Origin of the sequence: Ligilactobacillus araffinosus DSM 20653, from assembly GCF_001435375.1 — a bacterium.
Lineage (GTDB): Bacteria > Bacillota > Bacilli > Lactobacillales > Lactobacillaceae > Ligilactobacillus > Ligilactobacillus araffinosus.
The window spans coordinates 113,132-139,554 of sequence record NZ_AYYZ01000030.1 but is presented as its reverse complement, the minus strand read 5'-3'; the positions used below and the strand labels follow the sequence as shown (position 1 = coordinate 139,554).

General features: G+C 41.6%; 25 protein-coding genes. 1 reads left to right on the top strand and 24 read right to left on the bottom strand.

The window, feature by feature from the left end; genetic code table 11:
- Positions 1–414: 414 nt before the first annotated feature.
- The 12 genes from lysS to pth all read right to left on the bottom strand — a co-directional run bounded on the left by lysS (position 415) and on the right by pth (position 15,147).
- Positions 415–1,905, bottom strand: a complete 1,491-nt coding sequence (gene lysS / locus FC64_RS07250) for a lysine--tRNA ligase (protein WP_057907243.1) — start codon at positions 1,903–1,905, stop codon at positions 415–417.
- 72 nt (positions 1,906–1,977) lie between these two features.
- Complete coding sequence (gene dusB, locus FC64_RS07245; RefSeq protein ID WP_057907242.1) at positions 1,978–3,000, bottom strand: tRNA dihydrouridine synthase DusB; 1,023 nt, start codon at positions 2,998–3,000, stop codon at positions 1,978–1,980.
- Positions 3,001–3,003: 3 nt separating this feature from the next.
- Positions 3,004–3,906 carry an Hsp33 family molecular chaperone HslO gene (gene hslO / locus FC64_RS07240; RefSeq protein WP_057907241.1) on the bottom strand — a complete coding sequence of 301 codons (903 nt, stop codon included), beginning with the start codon at positions 3,904–3,906 and terminating at the stop codon, positions 3,004–3,006.
- Between the two features lie 123 nt (positions 3,907–4,029).
- Positions 4,030–6,144 carry an ATP-dependent zinc metalloprotease FtsH gene (gene ftsH / locus FC64_RS07235; RefSeq protein ID WP_057907240.1) on the bottom strand — a complete coding sequence of 705 codons (2,115 nt, stop codon included), beginning with the start codon at positions 6,142–6,144 and terminating at the stop codon, positions 4,030–4,032.
- A gap of 72 nt (positions 6,145–6,216) precedes the next feature.
- Positions 6,217–6,765 (bottom strand): hypoxanthine phosphoribosyltransferase, encoded by a 549-nt coding sequence (gene hpt / locus FC64_RS07230; protein WP_057907239.1) that lies wholly within the window; start codon positions 6,763–6,765, stop codon positions 6,217–6,219.
- 4 nt (positions 6,766–6,769) lie between these two features.
- Entirely contained in the window at positions 6,770–8,116 is a 1,347-nt protein-coding gene (gene tilS, locus FC64_RS07225) for a tRNA lysidine(34) synthetase TilS (protein ID WP_057907238.1), read from the bottom strand.
- 72 nt (positions 8,117–8,188) lie between these two features.
- The gene (locus tag FC64_RS07220) at positions 8,189–8,626 is read right to left on the bottom strand and encodes a S1 domain-containing RNA-binding protein (protein ID WP_057907237.1); all 438 of its coding nucleotides are present in this window, start codon (positions 8,624–8,626) and stop codon (positions 8,189–8,191) included.
- 94 nt (positions 8,627–8,720) lie between these two features.
- On the bottom strand, positions 8,721–9,128 hold the full coding sequence (locus FC64_RS07215) for an FtsB family cell division protein (protein WP_057907236.1): 408 nt from the start codon (positions 9,126–9,128) through the stop codon (positions 8,721–8,723).
- 71 nt (positions 9,129–9,199) lie between these two features.
- A complete protein-coding gene (locus FC64_RS07210; protein WP_057907235.1) occupies positions 9,200–9,469 on the bottom strand; it encodes an RNA-binding S4 domain-containing protein in 270 nt (89 codons plus the stop codon).
- Positions 9,466–11,058, bottom strand: coding sequence for a putative polysaccharide biosynthesis protein (locus FC64_RS07205; protein ID WP_057907234.1), 1,593 nt, complete (start codon positions 11,056–11,058; stop codon positions 9,466–9,468). Before FC64_RS07205 ends, FC64_RS07210 begins: the two co-directional genes overlap by 4 nt.
- Entirely contained in the window at positions 11,048–14,572 is a 3,525-nt protein-coding gene (gene mfd / locus FC64_RS07200; protein ID WP_057907233.1) for a transcription-repair coupling factor, read from the bottom strand. Before mfd ends, FC64_RS07205 begins: the two co-directional genes overlap by 11 nt.
- Before the next feature lie 17 nt (positions 14,573–14,589).
- Positions 14,590–15,147, bottom strand: coding sequence for an aminoacyl-tRNA hydrolase (pth, locus tag FC64_RS07195; RefSeq protein WP_057907232.1), 558 nt, complete (start codon positions 15,145–15,147; stop codon positions 14,590–14,592).
- A 212-nt stretch (positions 15,148–15,359) separates the two neighbouring features.
- Between pth and cbpA the strand changes: the two genes are divergently transcribed.
- On the top strand, positions 15,360–16,004 hold the full coding sequence (gene cbpA / locus FC64_RS07190; RefSeq protein ID WP_057826929.1) for a cyclic di-AMP binding protein CbpA: 645 nt from the start codon (positions 15,360–15,362) through the stop codon (positions 16,002–16,004).
- A 145-nt stretch (positions 16,005–16,149) separates the two neighbouring features.
- On the opposite strand, the gene FC64_RS07185 is transcribed toward cbpA, so the two are convergent.
- The 12 genes from FC64_RS07185 to trxA all read right to left on the bottom strand — a co-directional run bounded on the left by FC64_RS07185 (position 16,150) and on the right by trxA (position 26,354).
- Positions 16,150–16,509: a type II toxin-antitoxin system PemK/MazF family toxin gene (locus FC64_RS07185; protein WP_057907231.1), complete on the bottom strand. Its 360-nt coding sequence runs from the start codon at positions 16,507–16,509 to the stop codon at positions 16,150–16,152.
- Positions 16,493–16,780, bottom strand: a complete 288-nt coding sequence (locus FC64_RS07180; protein WP_057907230.1) for a hypothetical protein — start codon at positions 16,778–16,780, stop codon at positions 16,493–16,495. Before FC64_RS07180 ends, FC64_RS07185 begins: the two co-directional genes overlap by 17 nt.
- A gap of 20 nt (positions 16,781–16,800) precedes the next feature.
- Positions 16,801–17,928 carry an alanine racemase gene (gene alr / locus FC64_RS07175; protein WP_057907229.1) on the bottom strand — a complete coding sequence of 376 codons (1,128 nt, stop codon included), beginning with the start codon at positions 17,926–17,928 and terminating at the stop codon, positions 16,801–16,803.
- A 2-nt stretch (positions 17,929–17,930) separates the two neighbouring features.
- Entirely contained in the window at positions 17,931–18,296 is a 366-nt protein-coding gene (gene acpS / locus FC64_RS07170; protein ID WP_057907228.1) for a holo-ACP synthase, read from the bottom strand.
- Positions 18,297–18,298: 2 nt separating this feature from the next.
- Positions 18,299–19,765 (bottom strand): degradosome RNA helicase CshA, encoded by a 1,467-nt coding sequence (cshA, locus tag FC64_RS07165; RefSeq protein ID WP_057907252.1) that lies wholly within the window; start codon positions 19,763–19,765, stop codon positions 18,299–18,301.
- 13 nt (positions 19,766–19,778) lie between these two features.
- On the bottom strand, positions 19,779–21,176 hold the full coding sequence (locus FC64_RS07160) for a UDP-N-acetylmuramoyl-tripeptide--D-alanyl-D-alanine ligase (RefSeq protein ID WP_057907227.1): 1,398 nt from the start codon (positions 21,174–21,176) through the stop codon (positions 19,779–19,781).
- A 114-nt stretch (positions 21,177–21,290) separates the two neighbouring features.
- Entirely contained in the window at positions 21,291–22,172 is an 882-nt protein-coding gene (htpX, locus tag FC64_RS07155) for a zinc metalloprotease HtpX (RefSeq protein ID WP_057907226.1), read from the bottom strand.
- 36 nt (positions 22,173–22,208) lie between these two features.
- Positions 22,209–22,763 (bottom strand): LemA family protein, encoded by a 555-nt coding sequence (locus FC64_RS07150; RefSeq protein ID WP_057907225.1) that lies wholly within the window; start codon positions 22,761–22,763, stop codon positions 22,209–22,211.
- A 273-nt stretch (positions 22,764–23,036) separates the two neighbouring features.
- Entirely contained in the window at positions 23,037–23,465 is a 429-nt protein-coding gene (locus FC64_RS07145; protein WP_057907224.1) for a GNAT family N-acetyltransferase, read from the bottom strand.
- Positions 23,466–23,597: 132 nt separating this feature from the next.
- Positions 23,598–24,902 carry an NCS2 family permease gene (locus FC64_RS07140; RefSeq protein WP_275453068.1) on the bottom strand — a complete coding sequence of 435 codons (1,305 nt, stop codon included), beginning with the start codon at positions 24,900–24,902 and terminating at the stop codon, positions 23,598–23,600.
- 194 nt (positions 24,903–25,096) lie between these two features.
- Positions 25,097–26,026 carry a thioredoxin-disulfide reductase gene (gene trxB, locus FC64_RS07135; protein ID WP_057907222.1) on the bottom strand — a complete coding sequence of 310 codons (930 nt, stop codon included), beginning with the start codon at positions 26,024–26,026 and terminating at the stop codon, positions 25,097–25,099.
- A 16-nt stretch (positions 26,027–26,042) separates the two neighbouring features.
- The gene (gene trxA, locus FC64_RS07130) at positions 26,043–26,354 is read right to left on the bottom strand and encodes a thioredoxin (RefSeq protein WP_057907221.1); all 312 of its coding nucleotides are present in this window, start codon (positions 26,352–26,354) and stop codon (positions 26,043–26,045) included.
- Positions 26,355–26,423: the final 69 nt, after the last annotated feature.

Here is a 26,423-nt window from a genome sequence, read left to right as displayed (position 1 = left end):
GCCCTGCACATTTGTGTGTCGAAACATTGTTCAGTTTTCAAAGATCTATCAAATGTTTAATTCCGCATCAGCGGAACATTTATTATATTATCAAACGGGCAACAACTTGTCAATAACTTTTTTATTAATTATTAACATCAGATGTTATTCCCTTTGACAACTTTGTTAGTTTATCATCAAACCCCAATCATCGTCAATCCCTTTTCTTAATTTTTCAAAATTTAATACTATAATTTTTCAAAATTAAAAGAGGTTGTGACCTAAGTCACAACCTCTTTACTTTATCTGCGTAATCGAGTTCCAAAACAAACGAACTGTGTGGTAACGCACAGCTAATTTGAAAAACTCCGAATTTTTGTTGCGCGATTCGCTCGTTTTTACTATTTTGTCACATCTTCTCAATAAGTAATCTAATTACTTTTCTGGACGCCGGGTTGGGAATAATAATACATCTCGAATTGACGGTGCATCTGTCAATAACATTACTAATCGATCAATTCCGATTCCTAATCCACCTGTTGGCGGCATTCCGTATTCCATTGCTTCCAAGTAATCTTCATCAATGTGTTCAGCTTCATCATTTCCATTTTCACGTTCAGCTGCTTGAGCTTCAAACCGTTCACGCTGATCGATTGGATCATTTAATTCAGTAAAGGCATTTGCATATTCACCACCAAGAATAAAGAGTTCGAACCGGTCAGTAAACCGTGGATCCTTTTCATTCTTCTTAGCAAGTGGTGAAACTTCAACCGGATGACCATAAACAAATGTTGGGTCAACGATCTTTTCTTCACAGAATGTTTCAAAGAATTCATTAATGATGTGACCAACTTGCCAGTATGGTTCGTAGTGAACGTTATGTTCATCAGCAATTTTCCGTGCTTCGTCAAGTGACATTTCTTTCCAGAAGTCAACGCCGGTTTCTTCCTTGATCAAATCAACCATGTGAACCCGCTTAAACGGCTTATCAAGGTTAACTTCATTTCCTTGGTAAGTAATAATTCCGTTGTCCGTTACAACCTTAGCAGCAGCCTTAAAGATTCCTTCCGTTTCATCCATAACATCAGTTAAATCCCAGTATGCAGCATAGGTTTCCATCGTTGTGAATTCTGGATTGTGCCGGGTATCAATTCCTTCGTTCCGGAAAACCCGTCCAAGTTCATAAACGCGTTCCATTCCACCAACGATCAACCGCTTCAATGACAATTCAGTTGCGATCCGCAAATACATGTCAATGTCCAATGCATTGTGGTGAGTGATAAATGGCCGTGCAGCTGCCCCACCAGCGATGTTGCTCAAAATTGGTGTTTCAACTTCAACGAAGCCATTTTCATCCATGTAATCCCGAATAGCCTTTACGATCTTGCTCCGATTCATGAAGCGTTCAAAGCTTGTCCGGTTAGTAATTAAGTCTAAGTAACGTTGACGGTATACTTGTTCAATATTTTGTAAACCGTGGTACTTATCTGGTAATGGACGCAAAGCCTTTGAAAGGAATGTCAATTTTGTAACCCGTAAAGTTAATTCGCCCATATCAGTTTTGATAACTTCACCCGTTACCCCAAGGAAGTCACCTAAATCTGACCGCTTGAAAATATGATATTGGTCTTCGCCAACAACATCCTTTCGAACATACAATTGCATCTTGCCTGAACGGTCTTGCAAGTCAGCAAAACCAACTTTACCCTTTCCGCGTTTGGCAACCATCCGCCCTGCAATCGTTGCAGTGTAGCCTGCATCGTTTAATTCTTCTTTTGTCATGTCGCCATACTTTTCATGAAGATCGGCGTTCATTGAGTCCCGTTCAAACCGGTGACCAAATGGATCGATACCTTCATCGCGCAATTCTTGCATCTTTTGGCGACGAACCCGCATCTGATCATTCATTGATTGATCTTTTGCCATAATAGCCCTCTTTTCTTAATTTTTGACCTCTAGTGAGATTATATCATATCAAAAAACACTAAACATCTTTAATTAATTTCGTGAATGTGCCCGCCGCGCAGCTCGTCTTGCTGCCGCACTGTCCAAATCATTCAAAAAGTTATCAAAGATCTCGATCATTTCATGTTCCGTATCAGCATCATTCAATGCTGCTTTTGTCCGTGCAGAGCGCGGAATTCCTTTTAGGTAGTATGCTGCTTGTGAACGGAATTCCCGGGGACCGATTTTTTCACCTTTCAATTTAATCAACCGGTGAAGGTGTTCCTTGGCAACCTTAATTTTTTCTGCTGGCGTCGGTTCCGGAATTTCTTCGCCCGTTTCAAGGTAATGGGTTACCTGTTTAACGATCCATGGGTTTCCTAATGCTGCCCGACCAATCATCACAGCATCAGCACCGACCTCATCCAGCATCTTCTTGGCGTCTTGCGGTGTCCGAACATCGCCATTTCCAACAAACGGAATCTTTGTTAAGTGATCGGCAACATCCTTTAAAATCCCCCAATCAGCATGACCTGAATAAAGCTGTTTCCGTGTCCGACCATGCATTGCAACCATTGATGCCCCCGCTTCTTCAGCAGCCAGTGCATTTTCAACTGCTAAGATATGATCGTCATCCCAACCGGTCCGCATTTTGACCGTCACTGGCTTGTCAACTGCAGCCGTAACCGCCTTGACCATTTCATAAATCTTATCTGGGTCAAGCAACCAGTGAGCTCCGGCATCCGTCTTCGTAACCTTTGGCACTGGACAACCCATATTAATATCAATGATATCTGTGCTTGTATTTTCAGCAACATATTGGGCAGCTTCAACGAGTGAATCTTTCGTTCCACCAAAAATTTGAACACTTACCGGATGTTCACTTTCATCAACAAATAACATTCCTAAGGTTTTCTTATTCCGGAAGTGAATTCCTTTATCAGAAATCATTTCACAAACAACTAATCCAGCACCAAACTCTTTACAAATCATCCGGAATGCCACATTTGTTACCCCTGCCATTGGAGCAACAACAACCTGGTTAGGAATTGTAATATCGCCAATTTTCCATTCCATTGCTTAGTCCTCTTTCTTTCCGTTTTCTTTTTTGACCTTAATGATCTTTCGTAATTCGTCTTCAGTAAATTGATACTTCTTACCACAGAAATGGCATACAGCTTCGGCACCATGATCTTCATCAGCCATTTCTTGAAGCTGATCAGTTGGTAAACTTGTTAACACGCCTAAAAAACGTTCCCGTGAGCAGTCGCAGTGATAATTGACCGGCATCTTATCAAGAATCTTAACATTTTCAGTTCCGAGAATTTCATTTAAAATGTCTTCCGGTTTCTTGCCATTGCGCATCATTTCAGAAACCATTGGAATTTCAGCTAACCGCTTTTCGATTTTGCTGATTGTTTCTTCCTTTGCGCCCGGCATTACCTGAATCATAAAGCCGCCCGCCGTTTCAATTGAATTATCATTATTAACAAAAACCGATAAGCCAACTGATGATGGAATCTGTTCTGATTTGGCAAGATAATACGTGAAATCTTCGCCAAGTTCACCCGATACTAATGGCACCTGTCCTGTAAACGGTTCTTTCAAGCCGAGATCCTTTGTAACCGCAAGGAAGCCCTCTGTTCCAACAGCGCCTTTCACATCAATTTTGTGTTTATCATTTAACGGTAAATGAACATGCGGATTTTGAACATATCCCTTTACCGTTCCGTTGGCATTGCCATCAACAACGATTCCGCCAACCGGACCATTCCCATTGATCTTGACCGTCATCGTTTCATCACCTTGAAGTGAAGCTGATGCGAGTAACAAAGTCCCTACAAGACTCCGTCCAAGAGCTGCTGAAGCTGCACTCCAAGTATCGTGTAATTTTTGGGCTGTGCTGACCGTTTCTGTAGCGTCAACTGCATATGCTCTGATTTGACCATCAAACGCCAAACTTTTTACTAAATAATCGCTCATAAATTATCCCTTCTTTTCTTCTAAACTAAGATTTTACCATGTTCTTTTTTAAAAATAAAAAAATATTTAATTCCGATTAACATAAAAAGTGACCATGTTAACCATAGTCACCCTTTATGCTATTTAGCCTTCATCTTGATGTGAATCATCATGCTTTTCACTCGGATAGAACGTTTGCGTTGGTAATGATTCATCATCTTGCTTTTCGGCTTTTTTTTCAGCTGCAACTTCTTGAGCATCGATTTTTTGCCGTTGAGCATCTTTCCGTTCTAATGCCTTCTTGGCTTCTTCAAATGAACCTGATTTTTCACTTGGAAATTCATCTTCATTTTCGGCTGGCATCTTACCAGTCTTAAACAAACTCAAGATTTGCTTTTCATTAAGTGTTTCGTACTTCAATAAAGCTTCAGCAATTACCCGATGTTGTTCACGGTGTTCTTGAATGATCCGTTTAGCAGTTTCCATTCCTTCGTTTGAAAGCCGCATAACTTCTTCATCAATCAAGTTTGCCGTTTGTCCTGAGTAACTGTGTTGACCGTCAAATTCGCCCGGTTGCATGTTTGCTTGGCCTTCGTATTGAACCGGTCCAAGCTTTTCACTCATTCCGTATTCAGTAACCATGGCCCGTGCTAACTGGGTTGCTTGTTGGAAGTCGTTGGCAGCTCCGGATGATTGTTGTCCGAAAATAATTTCTTCGGCAGCTCGACCACCCATTAAGCCAGCAATTTGTTCCTTCAAGTCCTTCTTTGAGTTCAACATTTGGTCATCCCGTGGAAGCATGATTGCATATCCGCCGGCACGTCCCCGCGGAACGATCGTAACTTTGTGAACGACCCGAGCATCATTCAAAACAAGACCAACAATTGTGTGCCCAGCTTCGTGGAACGCAACTGTTCGCCGTTCTTGTTCGCTGATTACCCGATCACGTTTGGCCGGTCCGGCAATTACGCGGTCTTCAGCTTCGTCAATATCTGAAGCGTCGATTTCATTCTTATCACGCCGTGCAGCCAACAATGCGGCTTCGTTCAGCAAGTTTGCTAAATCAGCCCCAACAAATCCTGGAGTTTGTTTAGCAATCATCTTCAAGTCAACATCGTCTGCTAACGGCTTGCCCTTTGAGTGGACTTTCAAGATGGCTTCCCGGCCCTTAACATCTGGTCGACCAACCAAAATCTTCCGGTCAAAACGCCCCGGACGAAGTAACGCTGGATCCAAAACATCTGACCGGTTTGTGGCTGCCATTACGATAACGCCTTCGTCACCTTCGAACCCATCCATTTCAACTAACAATTGGTTCAAGGTTTGCTCACGTTCATCGTGACCGCCTCCCATGCCATTACCACGTTTCCGACCAACGGCATCAATTTCATCAATAAAAATAATCGATGGAGCGTTCTTTTTAGCAGTTTCAAACAAATCACGTACACGACTTGCTCCAACACCAACAAACATTTCAACGAAATCTGAACCCGAAATAGAGAAGAACGGTACCCCTGCTTCACCAGCAACCGCCTTAGCAAGCAAAGTTTTCCCTGTTCCTGGAGGTCCTTCGAGAAGAACTCCTGATGGAATTTTTGCGCCTAAACGTTGAAATTTATGCGGATCGCGCAAAAATTCAACAACTTCAACCAATTCTTGCTTTTCTTCTTCTTCACCGGCAACATCTGAAAAACGAATCTTGTTTTCCTTCTTATCAATTGGCTTAGCCTTTGATTTACCAAAGCTCATCATCCGGCCACCGCCTTGACCGCCACCAGCATTACCCATCATCATGTAGAAGAAGAAAATCATGATCACGATCGGTACGATAGTCAACAATAACTGCATCCAAATGCTGCTTGATTGTTCTTCCTTTGCACTATTTGCTACGTGATTCTTTTGGGCGTACTTCATCACTTCATTCACGGTTCCTTCATTAGTAACCATGTCCGTTGTGAAGCTCTTCGCGGTTGAACTGCCGCCGCCCATGCCTGTCAAACTATTCTTCTTTGAGGAAGTCTTTACCGGTTTACGGTATTCCCCGGAAACTTTATAAACATTTCCAGAAGGTTCTAACGTAAACTTCTTTACATTGTCCTTCTTTAATTCAGAAATAAATGTACTTGACTGAATTTGTTGGGTCGATGAGTCGCTACTGCCACCTGTAAAGTAGTAGACCGCCCCCATAATTCCCAGGAAGACGACAATGTAGAAAAGACTATTCCGGAATAGTCCATTCTTTTTATTGTTATTATTCATTATTTCCTCCTACGACAATAACTAAAAATTCAAAGTTATCAAGCTAATCATATCATACTTGACTTTTTTTGACTATTCTTGATTATCAGCGTAAATTTCCGGTTTCAAAACTCCAATGAATGGCAAGTTCCGATAGTGGCCCATGTAGTCAAGTCCAAAACCGACAACAAATTCGTTTGGCACTTTAAAGCCCGTATAGTCCGGAACGATTCCTTCAATCCGCCGATCTGGTTTATCTAATAAAGTACAGATTTTAACTGATTTGGCGTTCCGCTTTTCAAATAAGTCAACTAAACATTTCAATGTCCGACCAGTATCGATAATATCTTCAATGATCAACACATTCCGGTCTTCAACGGATGTATCCAAATCTTTAATGATCTTCACGTCACCAGATGAAACTGTTTCATTGCCGTAACTTGAAACATCCATAAAATCTAATTCGCAGTATGTATTAATTTCGCGAACGATATCAGAATAGAAAACGGCAGCGCCCTTTAAAATGCAGATTACAAGCGGATCTTTGCCTTCAAAATCCTTGGTGATCTGCTTACCCATTTTTTCAGTTGCATCTTGAATTTGTTCTCGACTATAGAGAACTTTCAAAATATCATCATTCATCTTTTTACCTCTTTCTGTACTTTATCGCTACTATGTAACGAATTGTAGCATTTTCCACGGGTTGTGACAAATAGATCATCGAATTTGGCCGATTGCCAAAAAGTGCATAAACTTCTTGCCGTTCATCAGCAATCACCCACAATGCTTGCCGCTCCCGTTGTGGAATTTTTTTATCAATTAAAAAGCGGGTCAATTTTTTGGTTCCTTCACGAATTCGCAACCAATCCCCCGGCAGCCGATGCCGCAAAGTTAATCCAACCGGCAACTGGTTAAACTTTAACTGTTCGTCCGCATCAATTTGTTCGCATTGATCAAGTGTTAATTCAAAGGCTGCCATGCTAACTAGCGTTTTACTTTGAATCAAAAATGATTGATCAGAAACTGTTTTGAGTGCTTCCTTTCGTGAAGCTAAATAAAAGTGCGCATACTCCTTGATTAGCATTCGCTTTGCATCCAGCTGAAATGTTCCTTGTGGCTTTTGATGGTTTTCCAAAAAGCTGACCACCTCTTCGAGCTGTCGCTGATGAAGCGGAACGGCGTGCTGAATCAGATATTCTTTTAGTACCGCCCGCCGCATTGTTTGATCAAGATTCATCCAGGCTGATAAATTTACCTGATCATTTTCAAGCAGCTGCATTAATTGCTGCTGCAAAAATTGTTGATTAACTTTCAATGTCGAACTTAACTGTTGCGTGTAACTGCGGACATGATCTAAAAAACGTGGATTTTCGCATTTTAATTGTGGAATAATATGGTGACGGATCCGATTCCGCAAAACATCGTCATTCTGATTCGTTTCATCTTCAAAAAAAGTTAGCTGACGCTGCTTGGCATAATCATACAGTTGCTGTTTGGAATATGGTAAAAGTGGTCGAATTAGTTTTCGCCCTTGTCCCATTGACCGGCAAGGAACAATCCCGATGAGCTGCGACAATTCACCACCACGCAGCAGCTTCATCAAAAATGTTTCCGCCAGATCATCAGCATGATGTGCCGTTGCAAGCGTCGCGATTCCCAACTCATCCATCGTTTGAGCAAAAAAGGCATACCGAAACTTTCGCGCGGCTTCTTCAATTCCATGTTGCGGGTGTTGGTCAACATTCCAAACGCCAATTTTCAACGGTAAGTGATGCTGGCAACAGTATTCTTGAATAAATTGGGTTTCGGCATTGCTTTGTTCCCGTAATCGGTGATCAACATAGCCGACCGTGATTTGCGGCCGCACATTTTCAGGCAAACGCTGCAACAGATCCAACAAAGCCATTGAATCAACGCCCGTTGAAACGGCCACTAAAAGCGGCTGCCGATTTAAATCAAACTTCTTCCAATTTCGAATAAATTCTAATTCCATTTAATCACCTATTTCAGATACGAAAAGAGACTGGGACAAACTCCAGTCTCGCATTTAATGATCTTTAATTTATTAGCTGCGTCGGCCACCGCGACCTCCACGCTTGCCATCTGTATTCCGTTTAAGGGATGTTAATCGTTCATCACTTTCCTTTAGGAACCCAGCTAAAAGGGCATCAAAATCTTTCTTTTGATGATTATTCTTGTTTCCATGGAAACGGTGATTACTTCCTTGGTGATTGCCATTGTGATGGTTATTCTTGGGTTTATCAGGTTTCGGCATTGCCTGCTTGATCGACAATGAGATCTTACCATCGTCGCTAACTTTCAGAACCTTAACTTGAACTTCATCGCCGACCTTTAAAACATCATGAATATCCTTGACGTATGTGTTCGAAACTTCACTGATGTGAACCAATCCGGTCTGATGATCACCAAGATCAATGAATGCTCCAAAGTTCGTGATTCCTGAAACCTTACCTGAAACTTTCGTTCCCACTTCAACTGTCATAAAAAAAATTAATCCTCCCAGAAATTGCTGTTTCTTTTAGTATAACACCGTTTAAATATTTTAATAAGCGTCTAAATTCATTTATTTAACTTAACTAATTTTCAGTAACGGTTTTAGCCTTATCGCTTGGCAAACTATAAATCGTTTCGCCGTCTTTCGAGAAGAAATACTTCTTCCGAATAATTTTCGCCAAATAATCTGAATCCTTTAGCTCAGCTACCCGTTGATTCAGCTTTTGATTCTGCTGTTTGGCACTCTTTAATTCCACACGCGCTTCCCGCGTCTTTTTTCCAAGAACTGCTGCTTGAATGTTATTTTGAATAATGTTAAAGCCAAACATGATCGTGATCGCCAACATCACACCGCAAAGAATCAGCATTTTCATCCGATGTTTCCGCGTCAATGCCAGTTGTTTTTGAGTAACGGCATTTTGTGCGGTTTGCTGATTATAGTATTCCTGATTAATGACCTTTAACTTTTTGCTTTTCTTTTTTTGCGCCATTGTACTCTCCTTATCAAACCGACTAGATCTTACTACTCAAATTATAACAAACCGCCACTTAAAAAAGTACCTTACATCCGATAATCTTCTTGATATTCTTCAGAAACGACCGTATAAAGATCCTGCGATTCGTTTTTCTTCGTTGTATCCTTGATATCATCCACTTTAACAGTTAGGGTTTTATTTCCAAAGTTAATTACAATCTCATCCCCGATTGCAACTTTGGAAGATGATTTGGCAACCTTGCCGTTAACTGTTACCCGGCCTTGATCAGCAATATCCTTTGCAACCGAACGCCGTTTAATGATTCGTGATACTTTTAAAAATTTGTCTAATCTCATTTTGAATTTCCTCGTTTCGCAATTTTTTCTAAAACTAATAGTAATCTTTTACCGCCGGGAATCATCAGCCATTCACGCGTTGTAAACATCTTTTGGCCAATAATCATTGAAAGAAAAACGGCTGTGCCGACAAGTATCCCAATCACCGCAATGATGATCGATCCTTTGCGTGAAAGGAAAATAAACATCCGCAAGCCATGCACAACGATTCCAACACTCAGTCCCATCATTAAAACTGCCAAGCAAAGTTTATGCACAAATCCTTCACCGTCAAAGAATAAATTCTTAACCCCCGACGGCAGGGCCCACAAAATAATTGCAAGGGCAACCAGTAAACTAATCACCGTTGCCCAGCTTGCCCCGATGATTCCAAAATGCCGGATCATCAGCGAATTAATTGCTGCTTTGACGACAACCGCGAGAAGCAACCCGACTGCCGTGATCTTGAACTGATCAAGACTTTGAAGAATTGAATTATAGGTACTGATCAGCGTAATCACCAAAACACTTAATACATAAACGGAAATTGTTTGCGAAAGTGCGGGGGTACTGAAAAGCAACGTATTAATTTCCGGCATCAGCACGATCATTCCAACCGTTGCCGCAGCCGCAATGGTTGCGCTGATCCGCATCAGCAGCTTCGCAATCTGACGAAACCGTACTAGCTGATTTTTCTGCAATGCATCTGTCAAGGTCGGCAACAACGTCGATGAAAAGCTGACTGCTACGACCATTCCTAACTGAACTAACGGCTGTGCCCGATCATAGGTTCCTTTAATGCTTTTGGCAACTGCTGGCAACATTCCAGCCGAAACTAAACTATTTTTAACAGTAAACGAATCAACCAACTGCAACAGCACCATCATTGACGCAAACAAGCAAATGATTAAGCCATCTGAAAAAATTCGTTTGGTTAAATTAAAGTAGCTTTGATGGGGTGACCGCTCCGTTTGCCAAAACTTCTTGGTATAAAACGGAATAAAACTGATACTGGCCCCAATTGCTCCAAACGTTGACGCAAACATGGCCCACATCCCCATCCGGTAAACTGTCCAATGACGGTGAACTGCAAGCAACGCCACTAAAATAATGACGGTTACCCGAATAAATTGTTCAGTGACCTGCGAAATCGCTGTTGGAGTCATGTTAAACGTTCCTTGATAATATCCCCGGCCGACTGCCAAAATCGGCATAAAGAGGAACATCCACGAAACACTGCCAAGCAACGGGGTAAGATGCCGATCACCCATCATTAATGCAATATGATGCCCAAAAAGCTGTAAAAAGCCAAAACAGGCAAATCCAAAAAAGGCTAAAATCACAAAAATCTGATGTGAAATGGCCAACTTAGCCGGCTCTTCATCTTGTTCAGCAATTATTTTTGAAATAAAAACCGGAAAACCAGTCAATGCAAACGTCATTCCAATCCCATAAATGGGATATACTTGCTGATAAACATAGAAGCCGGTATTCCCAACTAAATTTTCAAATGGAATCCGGTAACATGCACTTAAGATTTTCGCAATCAGGGCTGCCAATGATAAAATCAGCGCTCCATGCATGACATTTTTCATTCGATTATCCTTCATGAACTTTCTCCTGTGATGACAGCATTTTTGCAATTTCACTCAGCAAATTCTGCATTTCTAAAATAATTTGGGCAAGGGTCTGATCAGCCTTTTTCTTAATTATAATCTTCATTTGCAAATTATCAGCGTTCATTGATGTTGACAACTTGGTTTGCGAAACTGCCGCTAAGAATTGACTGCCAGCCAACCGCGTCGTTGCCTTCTTTGAAAAAACAATCGTGATTTCATCTTTCTTTTGAAAAATTTGATCAACCAATGCCCGATCAGCATCCATTTTTAATAACCCAATCTCCAGCAAGTTCGATACTTCATCAGGGTAATCACCGAATCGATCGATCAGGTCATCCTGAACTTCTTGGTACTGGTCAAAATTCTTAAATTGACGAATTCGTTTATAAATTTCGATTTTTTGTTGTTCATCGTCAATGTAAGACTGCGGAATGTACGCTTCCACATCTAAATTGATCGTTGCATCCGTCTTTTCTTCTGGTTTAACGCCGCGTTTCCGAGCAACAGCTTCATTCAACATTTGAGTATATAAATCATACCCCACCGAATCAATAAATCCATGTTGCTGCTTTCCTAAAAGATTCCCGGCTCCGCGAATCGCAAGATCTCGCATTGCAATCTTAAACCCAGATCCAAGTTCCGTAAAGTCCTTAATTGCTTCCAACCGCTTTTCACTAACTTCAGTAAGAACTTTATCCGGTTTATACATAAAGTACGCATATGCAACTCGACTTGAACGCCCTACTCGCCCGCGAAGTTGGTAAAGTTGAGCCAGCCCCATTCGATCAGCATCCTCAACAAAAAGGGTGTTGGCGTTTGGAATGTCGACCCCCGTTTCGATGATCGTGGTGGTCACTAAAACATCATAATCGCCATGAATAAAGTCCATTAAGATCTTTTCCATTTGGTTTTCCGTCATTTGCCCATGAATATAGGTAATGCGGGCTTCCGGAACAAGAGCTTGCAATGCAACCGCCTTTTTTTCAATGTCTTTGACCCGGTTATGCAGGTAAAAGACTTGGCCGCCGCGTTCCATCTCACGCCGGATTCCGTTGGCAATCACCTGATTATCCTGTTCCATAACGTACGTTTGAATCGGATAACGGTTGACCGGGGCAGTTTCAATCACTGATAGATCACGTACCCCAAGCATCGACATGTTAAGGGTTCGCGGAATTGGCGTTGCCGTCAGCGTTAAAACATCAACCGTTGATTTTAACTGTTTCAACCGTTCTTTATGCTTAACGCCGAACCGCTGCTCTTCATCAATTATTAACAACCCAAGGTCTTTGAACTGCACATCCTTTGATAAAAGTCGGTGCGTTCCAACCACAATATCGCACTTCCCGTCTTTCAAGTTTTCAAGGACCTGCTTAATTTCAGCCGGGGTGCTGAAACGGGATAAAATTCCAATTTCAATTGGGAAGTTTTCAAATCGCTCAATCATCGTTTCATAGTGCTGTTGAGCCAAAACGGTTGTCGGAACCAGAAAGGCAACCTGCTTTCCGGCTTCAACGGCCTTAAATGCAGCCCGCAAAGCAACTTCCGTTTTCCCGTAACCAACGTCACCGATCAACAGCCGATCCATTGGGTGACTGTTTTCCATATCCTGCTTGATTTCTGAAGTACTCCGAAGCTGGTCAGGTGTTTCGGTATACGGAAACGCATCCTCAAACTCCTTCTGATATGCATCGTCTTTAGGAAAGGCAAATCCCGTCTTCATTTCGCGTTCAGCATACAGATCAACTAGTTCATCCGCAATGTCTTCGATCTTGCTTGCGACCCGCTTTTTCGTTTTATGCCATTCGCTTCCGCCAAGTTTATTCAAATGCGGCGTCTTCGCATCCGATGACACATACTTCTGAACCCGATCCAATTGATTGACCGGAACGTAAAGCTTAGCTCCCTTCTGGTATTCAAGGGTCAGATAATCTTGGTGTTTCCCATCGACCTCCATCGTTTTAATGCCAAGATACCGGCCAACCCCATGATCAACGTGAACAACAAAGTCCCCTTCTTTAAGGTCTGTATAACTTTTCAGCCGTTCAGCATTCTCCATTGTCAACCGTTTGGCCCGTTTCTTCGTTGCCTTCGCAAACAGTTCCGCTTCCGTTAAAACAACCAGTTTCGCGCTAGGAACTTCAAACCCACTTTGTAAATTTCCGCGCACAATTTGAAGAATTCCGCGTTGTAAATTCTCTGGTTGAGTCATAATATTTGGAATTTCAAAATCATCAAGGGTCTGTGAAATCTTCGCTAACCGCTCCTCATCCTGAATCACTAAAACAACGGTCTGATTTTGCTTATTCCACCGTCGCGCTTCAGTTTGCAATAATGGCATTTGACTGAAAAATTGCTGAACCGTTCGCACCTTGAGATCCGTTAATGAAGCAAACTTTAAGCGACCGACCCCCTTTTTAAACAATGACATGAACAGCGTCGGCTTTAGGGTTCCCCGAACAAGTTTGCGAACCTTAAAACCCAGCTGTAATTGGTCAAGCACTGGTTTCAGTTCTTCTTTTTCATCTAACCAAATTTGTTCATTCTGCTCGATCTCGTCTGCATGTTCCAAAATTTTGACATAGTCATCAACTACTAAAACCCCGTCATTTAAATAATCAAGCAAGGACGTTGCTTGAGGGTAGAGAATTTGGGTGAAAATGCGGTGTTCTTTTAATAACTTCTGGTCTTTCCACATCGTAATGACCGCATCAAACTGACGCCGCAATTCATCTACCTGATCTTCCTTTAAGGTTGGTTCGACCTGAGTTTCAAGATCTTGTAACCGCCGGATCCCATCAGTGAAAATCTGAGGGCTTTGGATCATATCGGTCGCTGGCATCACGTTGATCTCATCAACATTTTCCAAGCTGCGCTGATTTCCAATTTCAAAGAACCGGAGCGAATCAATTTCAGTATCAAAAAGATCGATTCGAACAGGTAATTCATAATTCAATGAATAAATATCAATGATCGATCCTCGAATTGCAAAATCTCCGGGACGATCAACTAATTTTTGCCGTTGATATCCCATTTGAACTAGTTGCCGACTGACCTTTTCAAGTTCCACTTTGGCACCGACTTTAAAAGTCAATTGGTTTTGATTCCACATTTCAACTGGCGCTAACCGGCGTCTTAATCCCGAAGCAGAAGTCACAACGATTTTGACTTTATGCTGACTAAGCGCTGTCAATGCCCGAACACGTTGACTTTGAAAATCAGGTGAGCTGGTTGCAATTTCAGTTGCAACTAATTCTTCAACCGGGAAAAGTTGAACCTGTTCCTCATCCAAAACATTCGTTAAATCCGCTGCTAACTCTTGGGCATGGCTGAGTGTGTCCTTTACAACTAAGAACGGCTTTTTTAATTGCTGAAATAAACTTTTTAAAATCAACGTCTTCGCTGATCCTAGCACTCCCGTTAGCAAATGGCGTCCCGGCTGTGTCAACTGTTGACGAACAGTTTGCAGTTCATCAGTTTGACCAATCAATTCACTTAAATCCATGCCTTCATCTCTTTCTTCTAGTTAAACTTATTCATCGTCTTCATAAAGTTGCCGGTTTGAATCCAATATTCAATTGCGGAAACCGCCTTATCCCGACCTTCTTCAAAGAATGGTCGTTCTGTTGGGGTAAATCTCCCCAATACCCAATCAACAATCGTCATAATCTTCGGCCGCCCGATTCCAACCTTGATTCGTTTGAAATCTTGCGTTCCAACATGCTGAATAATACTTTTAATTCCGTTGTGACCGCCCGCTGATCCTTTTTGACGCAAGCGGACCCGTCCAACCCCCATGTCAAGATCATCTTGAACAATCATGAGGTCATTAACATCAATTTTATAAAAGTCCATTAACGGCCGCACTGCTCTTCCAGAATCATTCATAAAAGTCATCGGTTTAACCAATAAAACCTTTTCGCCATCAATCATTCCCTGACCGATCATTGCTTCGTCTTTTTCCTTATTAATTTCGATCTGGTTCCGCTCAGCAAGTTCATCAATCACCATAAAACCAGTGTTATGCCGGGTTCCATCATACCGCGAACCGACATTTCCGAGTCCAACAATCATTTTCATTTGAAAAACTTCTTTCTAATAATCTTTTAAAATACGCAAAAACGGCCTGCAATTCAGCAAGCCACCCATTAATCTGATTTCGCATTTAGTATATCATATTTTAGTTTCAAACGATTTCGCAATGTTTTTTTGAATTAAATATTTCTTAGAAGTTCCTTAGTATGTTATTATAATGTTTGAAACTTTTTGATGACGATTTAAGGAGCTTTATCATGATTTTAAAAGAAATTGTTAAACCGAAAAGTGAATTAACAACAATTCCCGAAACAGCAACGCTTGAAGAGGCGCTTGATATTTTGGAAGCATCCGGTTTTCGGTGTGTTCCGGTTCTTGACGAATCAGGTAAATTGTTCCGTGGTAACATCTACAAAATGCACATTTACCGCCATAAATCACGTGGCGGCGATATGCAACTACCAGTAACTCAATTACTTAAAAATGCCACCAAGTTTATTTCGATCAACTCGGCATTTTTCAATATTTTCTTTACAATTAAAGACTTACCGTACATTACCGTTTTAGATGAAGAAAATCAATTTTATGGAATTTTAACTCACAGCAGTTTGTTGAATATGCTATCGCAATCATGGAACGTTGATACCGGAAGTTATGTATTGACCATTCTTTCCAACGGTGATCGGGGTGATCTTGCGAAGATGTCGAAGATCATTACCCGCTATACAGTGATTGCTAGCTGTATTTCACTTGATCTGCATGAAAAAAATAACATTCAGCGAATCTTATTTACCCTTCCGTCTGAAGTTTCAGAGCATAAACTTAAACGGATCGTTGCCAGTTTAAAACGGAATAAATTTACCGTTACTGAAATTGAAAATTTACATGCTTCATCAATGTAGAAAGAGGTTGTGACATGCGTCACAACCTCTTTACTATATTTGTCCCAAGACAAACAAGCTGAGTAGAAGTTCGAAACTATGCTCTGTGATTCGTTCGCTTTTCTGCTTCCACCATGCTCGTTTTCACTGTTTCGTCAAATCTTTTTTAATCAATTTCTCCTAATCCTACACTCACTCCAAGCGCATGGTCAACCTGATTCATTATCGAATCATCCAAATGGGTGACTTTTCGTTGTAAGCGACGTTTATCAATCGTCCGAATCTGTTCAAGCAGAACTACGGAATCTTTTTCTAATCCATCCTTAGCCTTCGCAATGGCTACATGCGTTTGCATTTTAGGTTTCGAAATTTTCGACGTAATTGCCGCGATAATCACAGTCGGGCTGAAGCGATTCCCAATGTTATTTTGAATGATCAACACTGGACGTAATCCACCCTGTTCTGAACCAACAACCGGGGATAAGTCTGCATAGTAAATATCACCACGCTTAATTTTTGAATTCATTTGATCCCCAATCCTTTACTAACTCACGAATCATTGACTGGCATTCTTGTTCGCATCGTTGAAATTCAGTACAAATATCCTGATTGATCGAGTCCATCTCACTGTATCCCGCAATTAACTGTTCAAGTGAATTCCGATGTTTTAAGATGTAAAATGCCAACTGCGGCTGGTGCTTGATGTCATCAACCGTAATCGAATAGTAATCACAGTAAACTTTCAAATTTGAACATGCTAATACCTTTTGAATTGCTTCCGTTTCACTTAGCCCCATAGTTGATTCCTCCACCGCTGTTATTTTTCAACATAAAAGCGCGGAACCCGTTGTCCAATCGAACAAAGAATTTCGTAATGAATCGTTCCGGCATAATCCGCAGCATCTTGGGCGGTCTTTTGCTTCCTGCCATTTTCACCAATTAACGTAACCTTTGTTCCCAAAGGAACTTCATGCGGTAACCGGATCATAAATTGATCCATGCAGATTCGTCCAACAATTTCGCATTCCTGTCCGTCAACTAAAACCGTTGACCCCTGCATCCGCCGCAACCAGCCGTCAGCATATCCCATCGGAACGGTTCCAATCCATTCATCCTTAGTAGCTGTGTACGTTGTCCCATAACTGATCGAATCTCCCGGATGAACCTGCTTAACTTCAACAATGTGACTAGTAAGTTCAAACGCCGGTTTCAACGCAACATCGTGCGGAAGTTGAACTTCCTTTCCTGATGGATTCAATCCGTACATTCCGATTCCAAGCCGGATCATATTCCCGCCGCATTGCTTGTGCCAAATCGAAGCAGCTGAGTTCGCAACGTGAACGTAACGCGGACGTTTAGAAACAACTTCCATCAGTTCGTGGAACTTATTCAATTGCTTTTTAAAGTAAGAATCATCAGCCGAATCAGCCGTTGAAAAGTGGGTAAAGATCCCTTCAAATTCAAACTGGGCTTGATGTTGATTCATAAATTCGATTGCCGTTTTAATCGTTTCTTGGTCACGGAATCCAATCCGGCCCATTCCCGTATCAAGGGCAAGATGAACTTTTAACTTCAAATTTTGGGCTGCTAATAGTGGCTGGGCTGTTTGTAAAAAATGAAGGTCGCTGACCGCCGTTGATAAGTTGAATTTTGCCATATATGGGGCTTCCGTTTCCGGTGAAGCACCTAAAATCAAAATCGGTTTCGTAATTCCATTTTCCCGTAACTCAACAGCTTCATCGATCACTGCCACGCAAAAGCCATCAACTCCGGCTTCCTGCGCAGCAACCGCAACCGGAATTAACCCGTGGCTGTATGCATCGGCTTTGACCACGGCAAACAATTCCTGGCCCGGTTCCATCCGTTGACGTTCGATTTTTAAATTATGTTTGATTGCCCCTAAATCAATAGTGGCACATGTTCCACGATGTTTTCCAATAATCATTTTTAGTCCTTCTTCTCCAAAATAACCTCTGTCATTACTAACTCATCCGTATGTGAAATCGAAACGAACGCTTCTAATTCTCCCTGCCTAGGATGCCGGCGCAATTCAGGTTTTCCTAATTCATTATCGATAATTTCCAAATCCTTAAAATTGACTATCTTGCCAATTCCGGTTCCCAACGCCTTACTGTATGATTCCTTTGCTGAAAATCTGCCAGCTAAGAATTCATCCTGCCGCTTTGAACTAAGTTTCTGATACACTGCCAATTCATTGGCCGTTAAAATCTTTCGGGCAAAGGCATCCCCTTTTTGGCGAATGCGATGAATCCGTTCAATTTCCGTTAAATCAATTCCTAATCCCCAAATCATTTTTATCGTTTCCGAATCTTATATTTTGGCTTAGTTGCCCGTCTTTTCTTTGGCTGTTGGTCCTTCCGCTTTCCTCGCCGGTCACGATAATCCCGTCTCTGATTTTTACCATAACGGTTATCATGCCGGTTAGACCTTTTCCGCCGCGGCAATGGCCGTTCCGGCGTAATTTTAACCGGAACTGAAGATGCATCTTCGCGTGAAACAGTATTCAATAACGCTGCCGCAAGGTCCAACGCACTGTATTCATTCAATAGTTCATTGGCCTGATCACTGTATTTATCCGTATCAGTCCGCGAAATCAAATTATCGATTTTCCGGATCGCGCTTTCCATCTGACCTTTAAAGGCTTCCTTAGCTGTCGGCGGCCGCATTGGAATCATCCGTTTCCGAGTCAGTTTTTCAATGACCCGCAAATAGTCCACCTCGTTAGGCGTAACAAACGTGATCGAGATTCCTTGATGGCCGGCCCGCCCCGTCCGACCAATGCGGTGAACATAGCTTTCCGGATCTTGCGGAATATCATAGTTATAAACATGACTGACTCCCGAAATATCCAATCCGCGTGCAGCAACATCCGTGGCCACTAAAATATCAAGGTCACCATCCCGGAACTTTTTCAAAACCGCACTTCGCTGTTGTTGTGATAGATCACCATGAATGCCGGCCGCATTATAGCCACGCGCAATCAGTCCGCGTGAAAGTTCATCGACCCGACGTTTCGTCCGTCCAAAAACAATTGTTAATTCAGGTGCTTGAACATCCAAGATCCGCGTCATCACATCAAATTTTTCATTTTCCCGAACCTTAACGAAGAATTGGTCAACCAAGTCAGCCGTTAATTGCTGGTTCTTAATTTTCACAATTTCCGGGTGCTTCATGAACCGCTTGCCGACCTTCAAGATTGTCGGGGGCATGGTCGCTGAAAAAAGTAACGTCTGCCGTTTCTTTGGAATTTGCGCAATGATTTTACTAATGTCATCCAAGAATCCCATATCGAGCATTTCATCAGCTTCATCCAAAACAAGGGTTTCAACTTTGCTTAAGTTGACCGTTCCCCGTTGAAGATGATCAAGTAGCCGACCTGGAGTCCCAACTAAAATATGGGGCGGATAATTTTTTAACTGTTTAATTTGTCGGACAATATTTGCCCCGCCGAAAACCGCCTGGACCTTTGCCAATTTTTCTTTTCCAAGTTTGAAAATTTCTTCCTGAGTTTGAATTGCGAGTTCTCGGGTCGGTGAGATCACAAGCGCCTGAATCTCACGCCGGGAGTAATCAATCTTTTGCAGTAATGGTAATCCGAAAGCCGCCGTTTTCCCCGTTCCAGTCTGGGCTTGACCAATCACATCGATTCCCGAAAGAACCAGCGGAATGGTTTTAGCCTGAATCGGTGTTGGCTCTTCAAACCCGGTTCGCTTTACCGCTTCTAATAATTGATTATCTAATCCTAAATCGCTAAAATTCAATCTCAAATTCTCCTTAATTTTCATTCTCTGCCGGACTTAAGGCAGCTAAGACCTTCTCAAGATGCATTCCGTGACTGCCTTTGAGTAAAACAACATCTTCCGGACGCAAATCATTTTGAAGGTCATCAATTAATTGTTCTTGATTGCCAAATTTAAAGTAATGAATCCGTTGAGGAACCATTATTTCTTCAAGTTTGGTCTTTAACGGTTTGATTTCGTTTCCGTAAAGGTAAACTTCATCAATTTTTGCCGGGTCAATTGCTTCTGCTAATGAAGCATGCAATTCAGGTGATTGTTCACCCAGCTCCAACATATCGCCTAAAACAACGATCCGACGCCCACCATCTTCAACTGGGACTTCCTTAAATGAATGCAAAACGGCTTTGACCGCCGTTGGATTTGAATTGTAAACATCACTTAAGATTCGTTCGCCAAGGGCCCCGTTGACCCATTCAGTCCGATTGGCCGTTAATGCAAACGTCTTCAAGGCTTGAATAATGTTAGCAATTTCAATATGCATTAACTTTCCAACTTCAATGGCTGCTAGTGCATTTTTAACGTTATAATCTCCAATCATTGGAATCTTAAATTCATCAGGTGTTAATGCAGGAACTTTAAAGGTCGTTGCGTGATCATTTCCTTGAATATCACTTGCAGCCAAATTGTCGGTTTGTTCATCTAATCCAAATGTCTTGGTTGCTTGAACAAGATCAGCCGTTCGTGACCGTAAAAGCGGTTCGTCCCCGTTATAAATCAAAGTTCCGTCTTCTTTTAATCCATGGGTGATTTCCATTTTGGCATCTGCAATTCGATCGCGGGTTCCAAAGAACTCGATGTGGGCTTCGCCGATCATCGTGATGACTGCAATATCAGGTTCAACCAATCGACTAAGCTTATCCAATTGACCAAAACGGTCCATTCCCATTTCAACCACTAAAACTTCCGTATTTGGCTCCATTGAAAGACAAGTCATTGGAACCCCAATTTCATTATTGAAATTGGCGAAGGTTTTCGTTACGTTATATTGTGTTTGCAAAACCGCCGCAATCATGTCTTTCGTTGTTGTTTTTCCATTACTACCGGTAACTGCAACTACTTGCGGATTAATTTTACGTAAGTAATACTTTGCAAGCTTTTGCATTGCAGCTAACGTGTCTTCAACCGGTAATGCGGGAATCACAGTTGGAATTGCCCGGTGATCGGTTTGCCAAAGAGTTGCCGCTGCTTGAGCATCAATTGCATTTTGAATAAATTGATGACCATCGTTTTCGCCTTTCAATGGAACAAATAACGCTCCCGGCTTCATTTGCCGACTATCGAAGCTGACACTTGTGATCGTGATGGCGCTCCACTCTGCGGGAATATCTTCAACCTCCAATACCCGTGCAATTTCTGATAATTGCATCTTCATTGATCTTATCTTCCTTTCCTTATTCATTCCGAATCCTAATCTAAGATATTGTACCACATTCAATCATTATTTTCTTGTTAAAAAAAAGCTGTGACATAAGTCGCAGCCCCATATTTACATATGTTCCAACCGCTCGATTCGCTTTTCAATTGGTGGATGAGTATCGAATAAATGAGTCCATGAACTCTTTTTAAACGGATCGGCAATGTAAAGCGACGCACTGCTTGTATTCGCATTCCGCATCGGTTCACTGTCTGAAATTGCCCGTAAAGCGTCAATTAAGCCTTGCGGATTTCGTGTTAATTCGACTGATCCCGCATCAGCAAGATATTCTCGGTTCCGCGAAAGAGCCATTTGAGCAAAGGTAGCTGCAAGCGGTCCTAAAATCAACGTTAAGATTGAAAAAATCAATGCTAAGATTGCCGATTGATTGTCATCATCATCGCGATTGATTCGTCCCCAAAAGAACGAATTTACGCCTAAATTTGCAAGATATGAAATTACGGATGATAATGCCAACGCCGTTGACTGCAGTCGAATATCATAATTTCGAATATGACTGATTTCATGGCCAATTACCCCTTCGAGCTCTTCCCGATTCAATCGTTCAAGCAACCCCGTCGTTGCGGCAACGGCTGCATGCTGCGGATTCGGTCCGGTTGCAAACGCATTGGGACTCGGATCGTCAATAATGTAAACTTTCGGCATCGGAACCTTGCCGACCATTGCCATGTCTTGAACAACATGATATAAAACTGGCGCTTGCTCCTCAGTAACCGGATGAGCATTGTTCATACTCATTACGATCGATGTCGATTGAGTCAGCGTCATGATCATGTAGAAAAGACCAACTCCGATTGCAATTGCAATTCCAATCATTGCCCGACCGTAACAAAAGTAACCTAAGGCCGCTCCCATCAAGCCAACTAAAACATAAAATCCAATTAAAACATAAATCGTTTTCCGTTTATTTTGTGCGATTTGTTGATAAAGCATTTGCTAAAACCTCCGTTTCAACAAATTAATTTAAAATTAAAATGAAACCTTTGGTGCTTCCTTAGCTGCACTCGGGGTTTTCAAGTAGTTGACCTTCGTCATATGGTGAATGTGAGCCACCATATTTGACGGGAAGGTTACTAATTTTTGATTATACAATGCAGCTGAACTATTAAAGAGTTGCCGTGAATAGGCAATTTTATTTTCAGTATTTGTTAATTCTTCTTGAAGCTGTGAGAATTCTTGGCTGGCCTTCAAATCAGGATAATTTTCTGATAATGCAAAAATTGACTTTAATGCATCCGTTAATTGATTTGAAATCTCCATTTTTTCTTGGTGGGCGTCAGCTGGAAGTTGCATAATTTTGTTCCGCAAGCCAACAACTTCATCAAGAGTTTCCCGTTCATGTTTGGCATAACCCTTTGTTGTTTCAACCAAGTTTGGAATCAAATCGTTCCGCCGTTGCAATTGAACATCAATTTGGCTCCAAGCTTCATCAGTATTGACCTTAGCACGTTGAAGACCGTTGTACATTACAATGTATGTGATCACCAACGCAATCACAATTACTAAAACAATTAATCCAATCATTCATGAACCTCCGTTTATTTTGATAATAAAAATTAATTACGATACAGCAGAGGAGGCCGACATTTGTCTGACCTCCTCACTTTGCGGTATTTTGTTTATCCAAAATAGTTGAACATCTTATCCACATCAAAAGTTCAACGCCACCCTGCAATCCGGCAGTAATGGTGTCCGCGTTCGATTTAAAGCCGTCTTGTGCCACAGCACACCAGAAAATCTCTGGTCGGCTTTCCTCGACTCATCGCATACCAATACCATATCATTTTTCATTTTAGATTACAAATCTTTGGTCATTACATGGTGAGGAAGATCAGCTTCTTCAAACTGATCTCCCTCAACTTGATACCCTAACTGAGTATAAAATGATTGCACATCATCTTGAGCATGCAAAATCAATCTTCCGGCTTGCTGAGCAAGCGCATCCTGCTCAATTTGCTCCATCATTTCAGTTCCATAATGTTTATTGCGTTCTTCAAAGATGACCGCGACTCGTTGGATCAGCCATTCATTCGTTCTCTTTACAACCCGCGCAGTTGCAACTGGATGACTATCAACGTATCCAACGTAATAGCACGGTCCATCTTCACCCTTCATTTCCTTTTCAATTGGGATTCCCTGTTCATTAACAAAGACCTGTTCCCGAATTGCGACAGCATCTTTATACAAATCGCGGTCAAGATCAACTGTCTTTTCAATTTCTAACATATATCTACCTCGTGAATTATTGTCATAATTTACCAAGAAAGGCTCCAAAAATAGCCTTTCCCACAACATTCTCACTCACAGTTAGATAATTTAATCATATCCCCGACGATTTTTCAAGTTTTGAACAAAATCCTAACGATTCAAGATCCAAATAAAAATCACAAAGACGATTCCAAGAATGTACATCAATGCTGGAACTTCTTTACCGCGTTTAGCTGCCAACATTGTTAATGGATAAGCGATAAATCCTAATGCTAAACCATCAGAAATACTGTATGTTAATGGCATCCCAACTAAAATCAGGAATGCTGGAATCGCAATTTCCAGCTTGTTCCAGTGAATCTTGGCCATGTTTTGAGCCATCAAAACTCCCACGATAATCAATGCTGGTGCAGTAACTTGAGAAGTAACCACGCCTAAAAGTGGCGAGAAGAACATTCCTAAAACAAAAAGAATCCCAGTAATCACAACGGTCAATCCGCTCCGACCACCAACGGCAATTCCGGCTGATGATTCAATGTAAGCTCCAACAGGTGAGGTTCCAAGCACTGAACCAACCATCATCCCAGTTGAATCGGCCATCAAAGCACGCCCAGCACGCGGCAACTTATTGTCTTTCATAAAGCCACCTTGTTGGGCTAATCCAATCAATGTACCGGTCGTATCAAAGAATGTAACTAATAAGAACGTAAAGACAACGATCCACATTTGGACGGTATTGATATTTCCAAGATGATGAAGAGCTACGCCAAATGTTGGTTTCAAACTTGGAATTGCCGAAATAAAGTGATGCGGCATTGGAATATATCCCATTACGATCCCAAAAATTGCCCCTAAAACCATCCCAATAAAGATTGCACCAGGAACATTTAAAATCAGTAACAAAATCGTTGCAAGAAGGCCGAACAATGTTACCCAAACTACTCCGTGAATACTACCTAAACCAACCAGTGTCGACTTGTCGGCAATGATGATTTTACCGTCTTGCAATCCAACAAATGCAATAAACAAGCCAATTCCGGCAGAAATTGCATATTTCAAGTCTTCAGGAATTGAATTAATGATTGTTTCCCGAAGTTTTAAAACTGTTACCAGCAAGAAAATGATTGATGCCACAAAAACGCCGGCTAAAGCCGTTTGCCACGGAATACGCATTCCGATACATACTGAATAGGTAAAGAATGCATTGACGCCTAAACTTGGAGCGGAAGCAAACGGATACTTCGCATATAAACCCATCACTAAACATGCAAACGCGGCCGAAACAGCCGTTGCCGTAAAGACTGCTCCCTTATCCATTCCAGATGCACCTAGAACACTCGGATTCACAAACAAAATGTAAGCCATTGATACAAAAGTGGTAACGCCTGCAACAAATTCCCGTTTAAAATTCGTATGCAGCTTATCAAACTCGAAATAATTTTCAATGCCTTTCAAAAGTAACACTCCTTCGGTAAAATACGAACATTATTTTGATTGTTTAAATCAAACAACATTAATAAATATATATCACAAACTTTCTTTTGTAAACAGCCAAATAAATACGAAGGTTGTTTTTCGACAATTCTTTAAAAACAAAAAAGCAGGAACCGAACATTAATCTGTTCGTTCCCTACTTTAATGTGATCAAATTAATCTTTTAAACTTTCAATGTAACTGAAAACGCCTTGGCCGGCAATTCCACCATCACCAACGGCAGTTGTGATTTGGCGCAACTTCTTATCCCGCACATCCCCAACCGCAAACACGCCTGGTACGCTGGTTTTCATTTCATCATCCGTAATGACCCAGCCTTGCTCATCAGTGATTCCAAGTGCTTTGAATGGTTCCGTCATTGGAACGTTTCCAATATAGATAAATACTCCATCGGTTGGAACCAACCGGTCTTCATTCGTTTCCTTGTTGTGAGTTTTTACGCCCGTAACTTTCTTACCATCACCCACAATTTCCGTAACAATCGTATTCCACGTAAAGTTGATCTTGTCATTCGAAAATGCACGATCTTGAAGAATTTTTTGAGCACGCAATTGATCACGCCGGTGAACGATGTTGACATTATTAACTAACTTAGCCAAATACTCGCTTTCTTCAACCGCTGAATCACCGCCGCCGACCGTTGTAACGTCTTTTCCACGATAAAAAGCACCATCACATACCGCACAGTATGAAACACCTTTACCGCTATATTCATCTTCACCTGGAATTCCCAATTTCCGGTATTGTGAACCAGTTGCAATCACGATTGCCGGGGCTTCAAGTTCGCCGCTGTCAGTTTTCACGTGCTTGATTCCGTCTTCGTCAACCGTTACCTTTTCAACGTTTCCGTATACGAAGTCTGCTCCAAACTGGATTGCACTTTGATACATTTGTTCAGCCAAATCCGGTCCTAAAATTGATTTAAAGCCCGTATAGTTTTCAACTTCGGCCGTGTTGTTCATTTGACCGCCATACACCCCGCGATCAAGCATCGCAACTTTCAGGTTTGCCCGTGATGCATAAAGTGCAGCCGTCATTCCGCCGGGACCTGCACCGATCACAATTACGTCGTATTTATCTGCCATTGTGACACCTCATTAATTAAAGATATTGATTGATAATTTGTTCAAGTTGAGTTTTATCGTGATACCCAACAACTGTATCTACAATTTTACCATCTTTTTTAATTACCATTGTTGGAATTGACATAATGCCTAATTTTTGAGCCGTTTCTGGATTCTGATCAATATCCATCTTTCCAAATTGAACTTGGTCACCCATTTCGTCAGCCAATTGATCAACGACCGGACTTTGCATCCGGCAAGGACCGCACCATGTTGCCCAAAAATCTGTAAATGTAAGCCCTTTAGCTGTTTCAGTTTCAAAATTTTGATCAGTTAACTCTTTAATCATTCTAATCTTCCTTTCTATATCAACCCACTTACTTTTTATAAGTATAAAATATCAAATATCAAATTTTAT

Coding starts and splice junctions, on each gene's coding strand:
- lysS (WP_057907243.1), bottom strand. CDS start 1,905: ATGGCAAAAGATCAATCAATGAATGATCAGATGCGGGTTCGTCGCCAA.
- dusB (WP_057907242.1), bottom strand. CDS start 3,000: ATGGAATGGAAAATTGGCGATATTACAATTCCTAACCAGGTTGTTGTT.
- hslO (WP_057907241.1), bottom strand. CDS start 3,906: ATGAGCGATTATTTAGTAAAAAGTTTGGCGTTTGATGGTCAAATCAGA.
- ftsH (WP_057907240.1), bottom strand. CDS start 6,144: ATGAATAATAACAATAAAAAGAATGGACTATTCCGGAATAGTCTTTTC.
- hpt (WP_057907239.1), bottom strand. CDS start 6,765: ATGAATGATGATATTTTGAAAGTTCTCTATAGTCGAGAACAAATTCAA.
- tilS (WP_057907238.1), bottom strand. CDS start 8,116: ATGGAATTAGAATTTATTCGAAATTGGAAGAAGTTTGATTTAAATCGG.
- FC64_RS07220 (WP_057907237.1), bottom strand. CDS start 8,626: ATGACAGTTGAAGTGGGAACGAAAGTTTCAGGTAAGGTTTCAGGAATC.
- FC64_RS07215 (WP_057907236.1), bottom strand. CDS start 9,128: ATGGCGCAAAAAAAGAAAAGCAAAAAGTTAAAGGTCATTAATCAGGAA.
- FC64_RS07210 (WP_057907235.1), bottom strand. CDS start 9,469: ATGAGATTAGACAAATTTTTAAAAGTATCACGAATCATTAAACGGCGT.
- FC64_RS07205 (WP_057907234.1), bottom strand. CDS start 11,058: ATGAAGGATAATCGAATGAAAAATGTCATGCATGGAGCGCTGATTTTA.
- mfd (WP_057907233.1), bottom strand. CDS start 14,572: ATGGATTTAAGTGAATTGATTGGTCAAACTGATGAACTGCAAACTGTT.
- pth (WP_057907232.1), bottom strand. CDS start 15,147: ATGAAAATGATTGTTGGACTCGGAAATGTCGGTTCGCGGTATGATGGA.
- cbpA (WP_057826929.1), top strand. CDS start 15,360: ATGATTTTAAAAGAAATTGTTAAACCGAAAAGTGAATTAACAACAATT.
- FC64_RS07185 (WP_057907231.1), bottom strand. CDS start 16,509: ATGAATTCAAAAATTAAGCGTGGTGATATTTACTATGCAGACTTATCC.
- FC64_RS07180 (WP_057907230.1), bottom strand. CDS start 16,780: ATGGGGCTAAGTGAAACGGAAGCAATTCAAAAGGTATTAGCATGTTCA.
- alr (WP_057907229.1), bottom strand. CDS start 17,928: ATGATTATTGGAAAACATCGTGGAACATGTGCCACTATTGATTTAGGG.
- acpS (WP_057907228.1), bottom strand. CDS start 18,296: ATGATTTGGGGATTAGGAATTGATTTAACGGAAATTGAACGGATTCAT.
- FC64_RS07160 (WP_057907227.1), bottom strand. CDS start 21,176: ATGAAGATGCAATTATCAGAAATTGCACGGGTATTGGAGGTTGAAGAT.
- htpX (WP_057907226.1), bottom strand. CDS start 22,172: ATGCTTTATCAACAAATCGCACAAAATAAACGGAAAACGATTTATGTT.
- FC64_RS07150 (WP_057907225.1), bottom strand. CDS start 22,763: ATGATTGGATTAATTGTTTTAGTAATTGTGATTGCGTTGGTGATCACA.
- FC64_RS07145 (WP_057907224.1), bottom strand. CDS start 23,465: ATGTTAGAAATTGAAAAGACAGTTGATCTTGACCGCGATTTGTATAAA.
- trxB (WP_057907222.1), bottom strand. CDS start 26,026: ATGGCAGATAAATACGACGTAATTGTGATCGGTGCAGGTCCCGGCGGA.
- trxA (WP_057907221.1), bottom strand. CDS start 26,354: ATGATTAAAGAGTTAACTGATCAAAATTTTGAAACTGAAACAGCTAAA.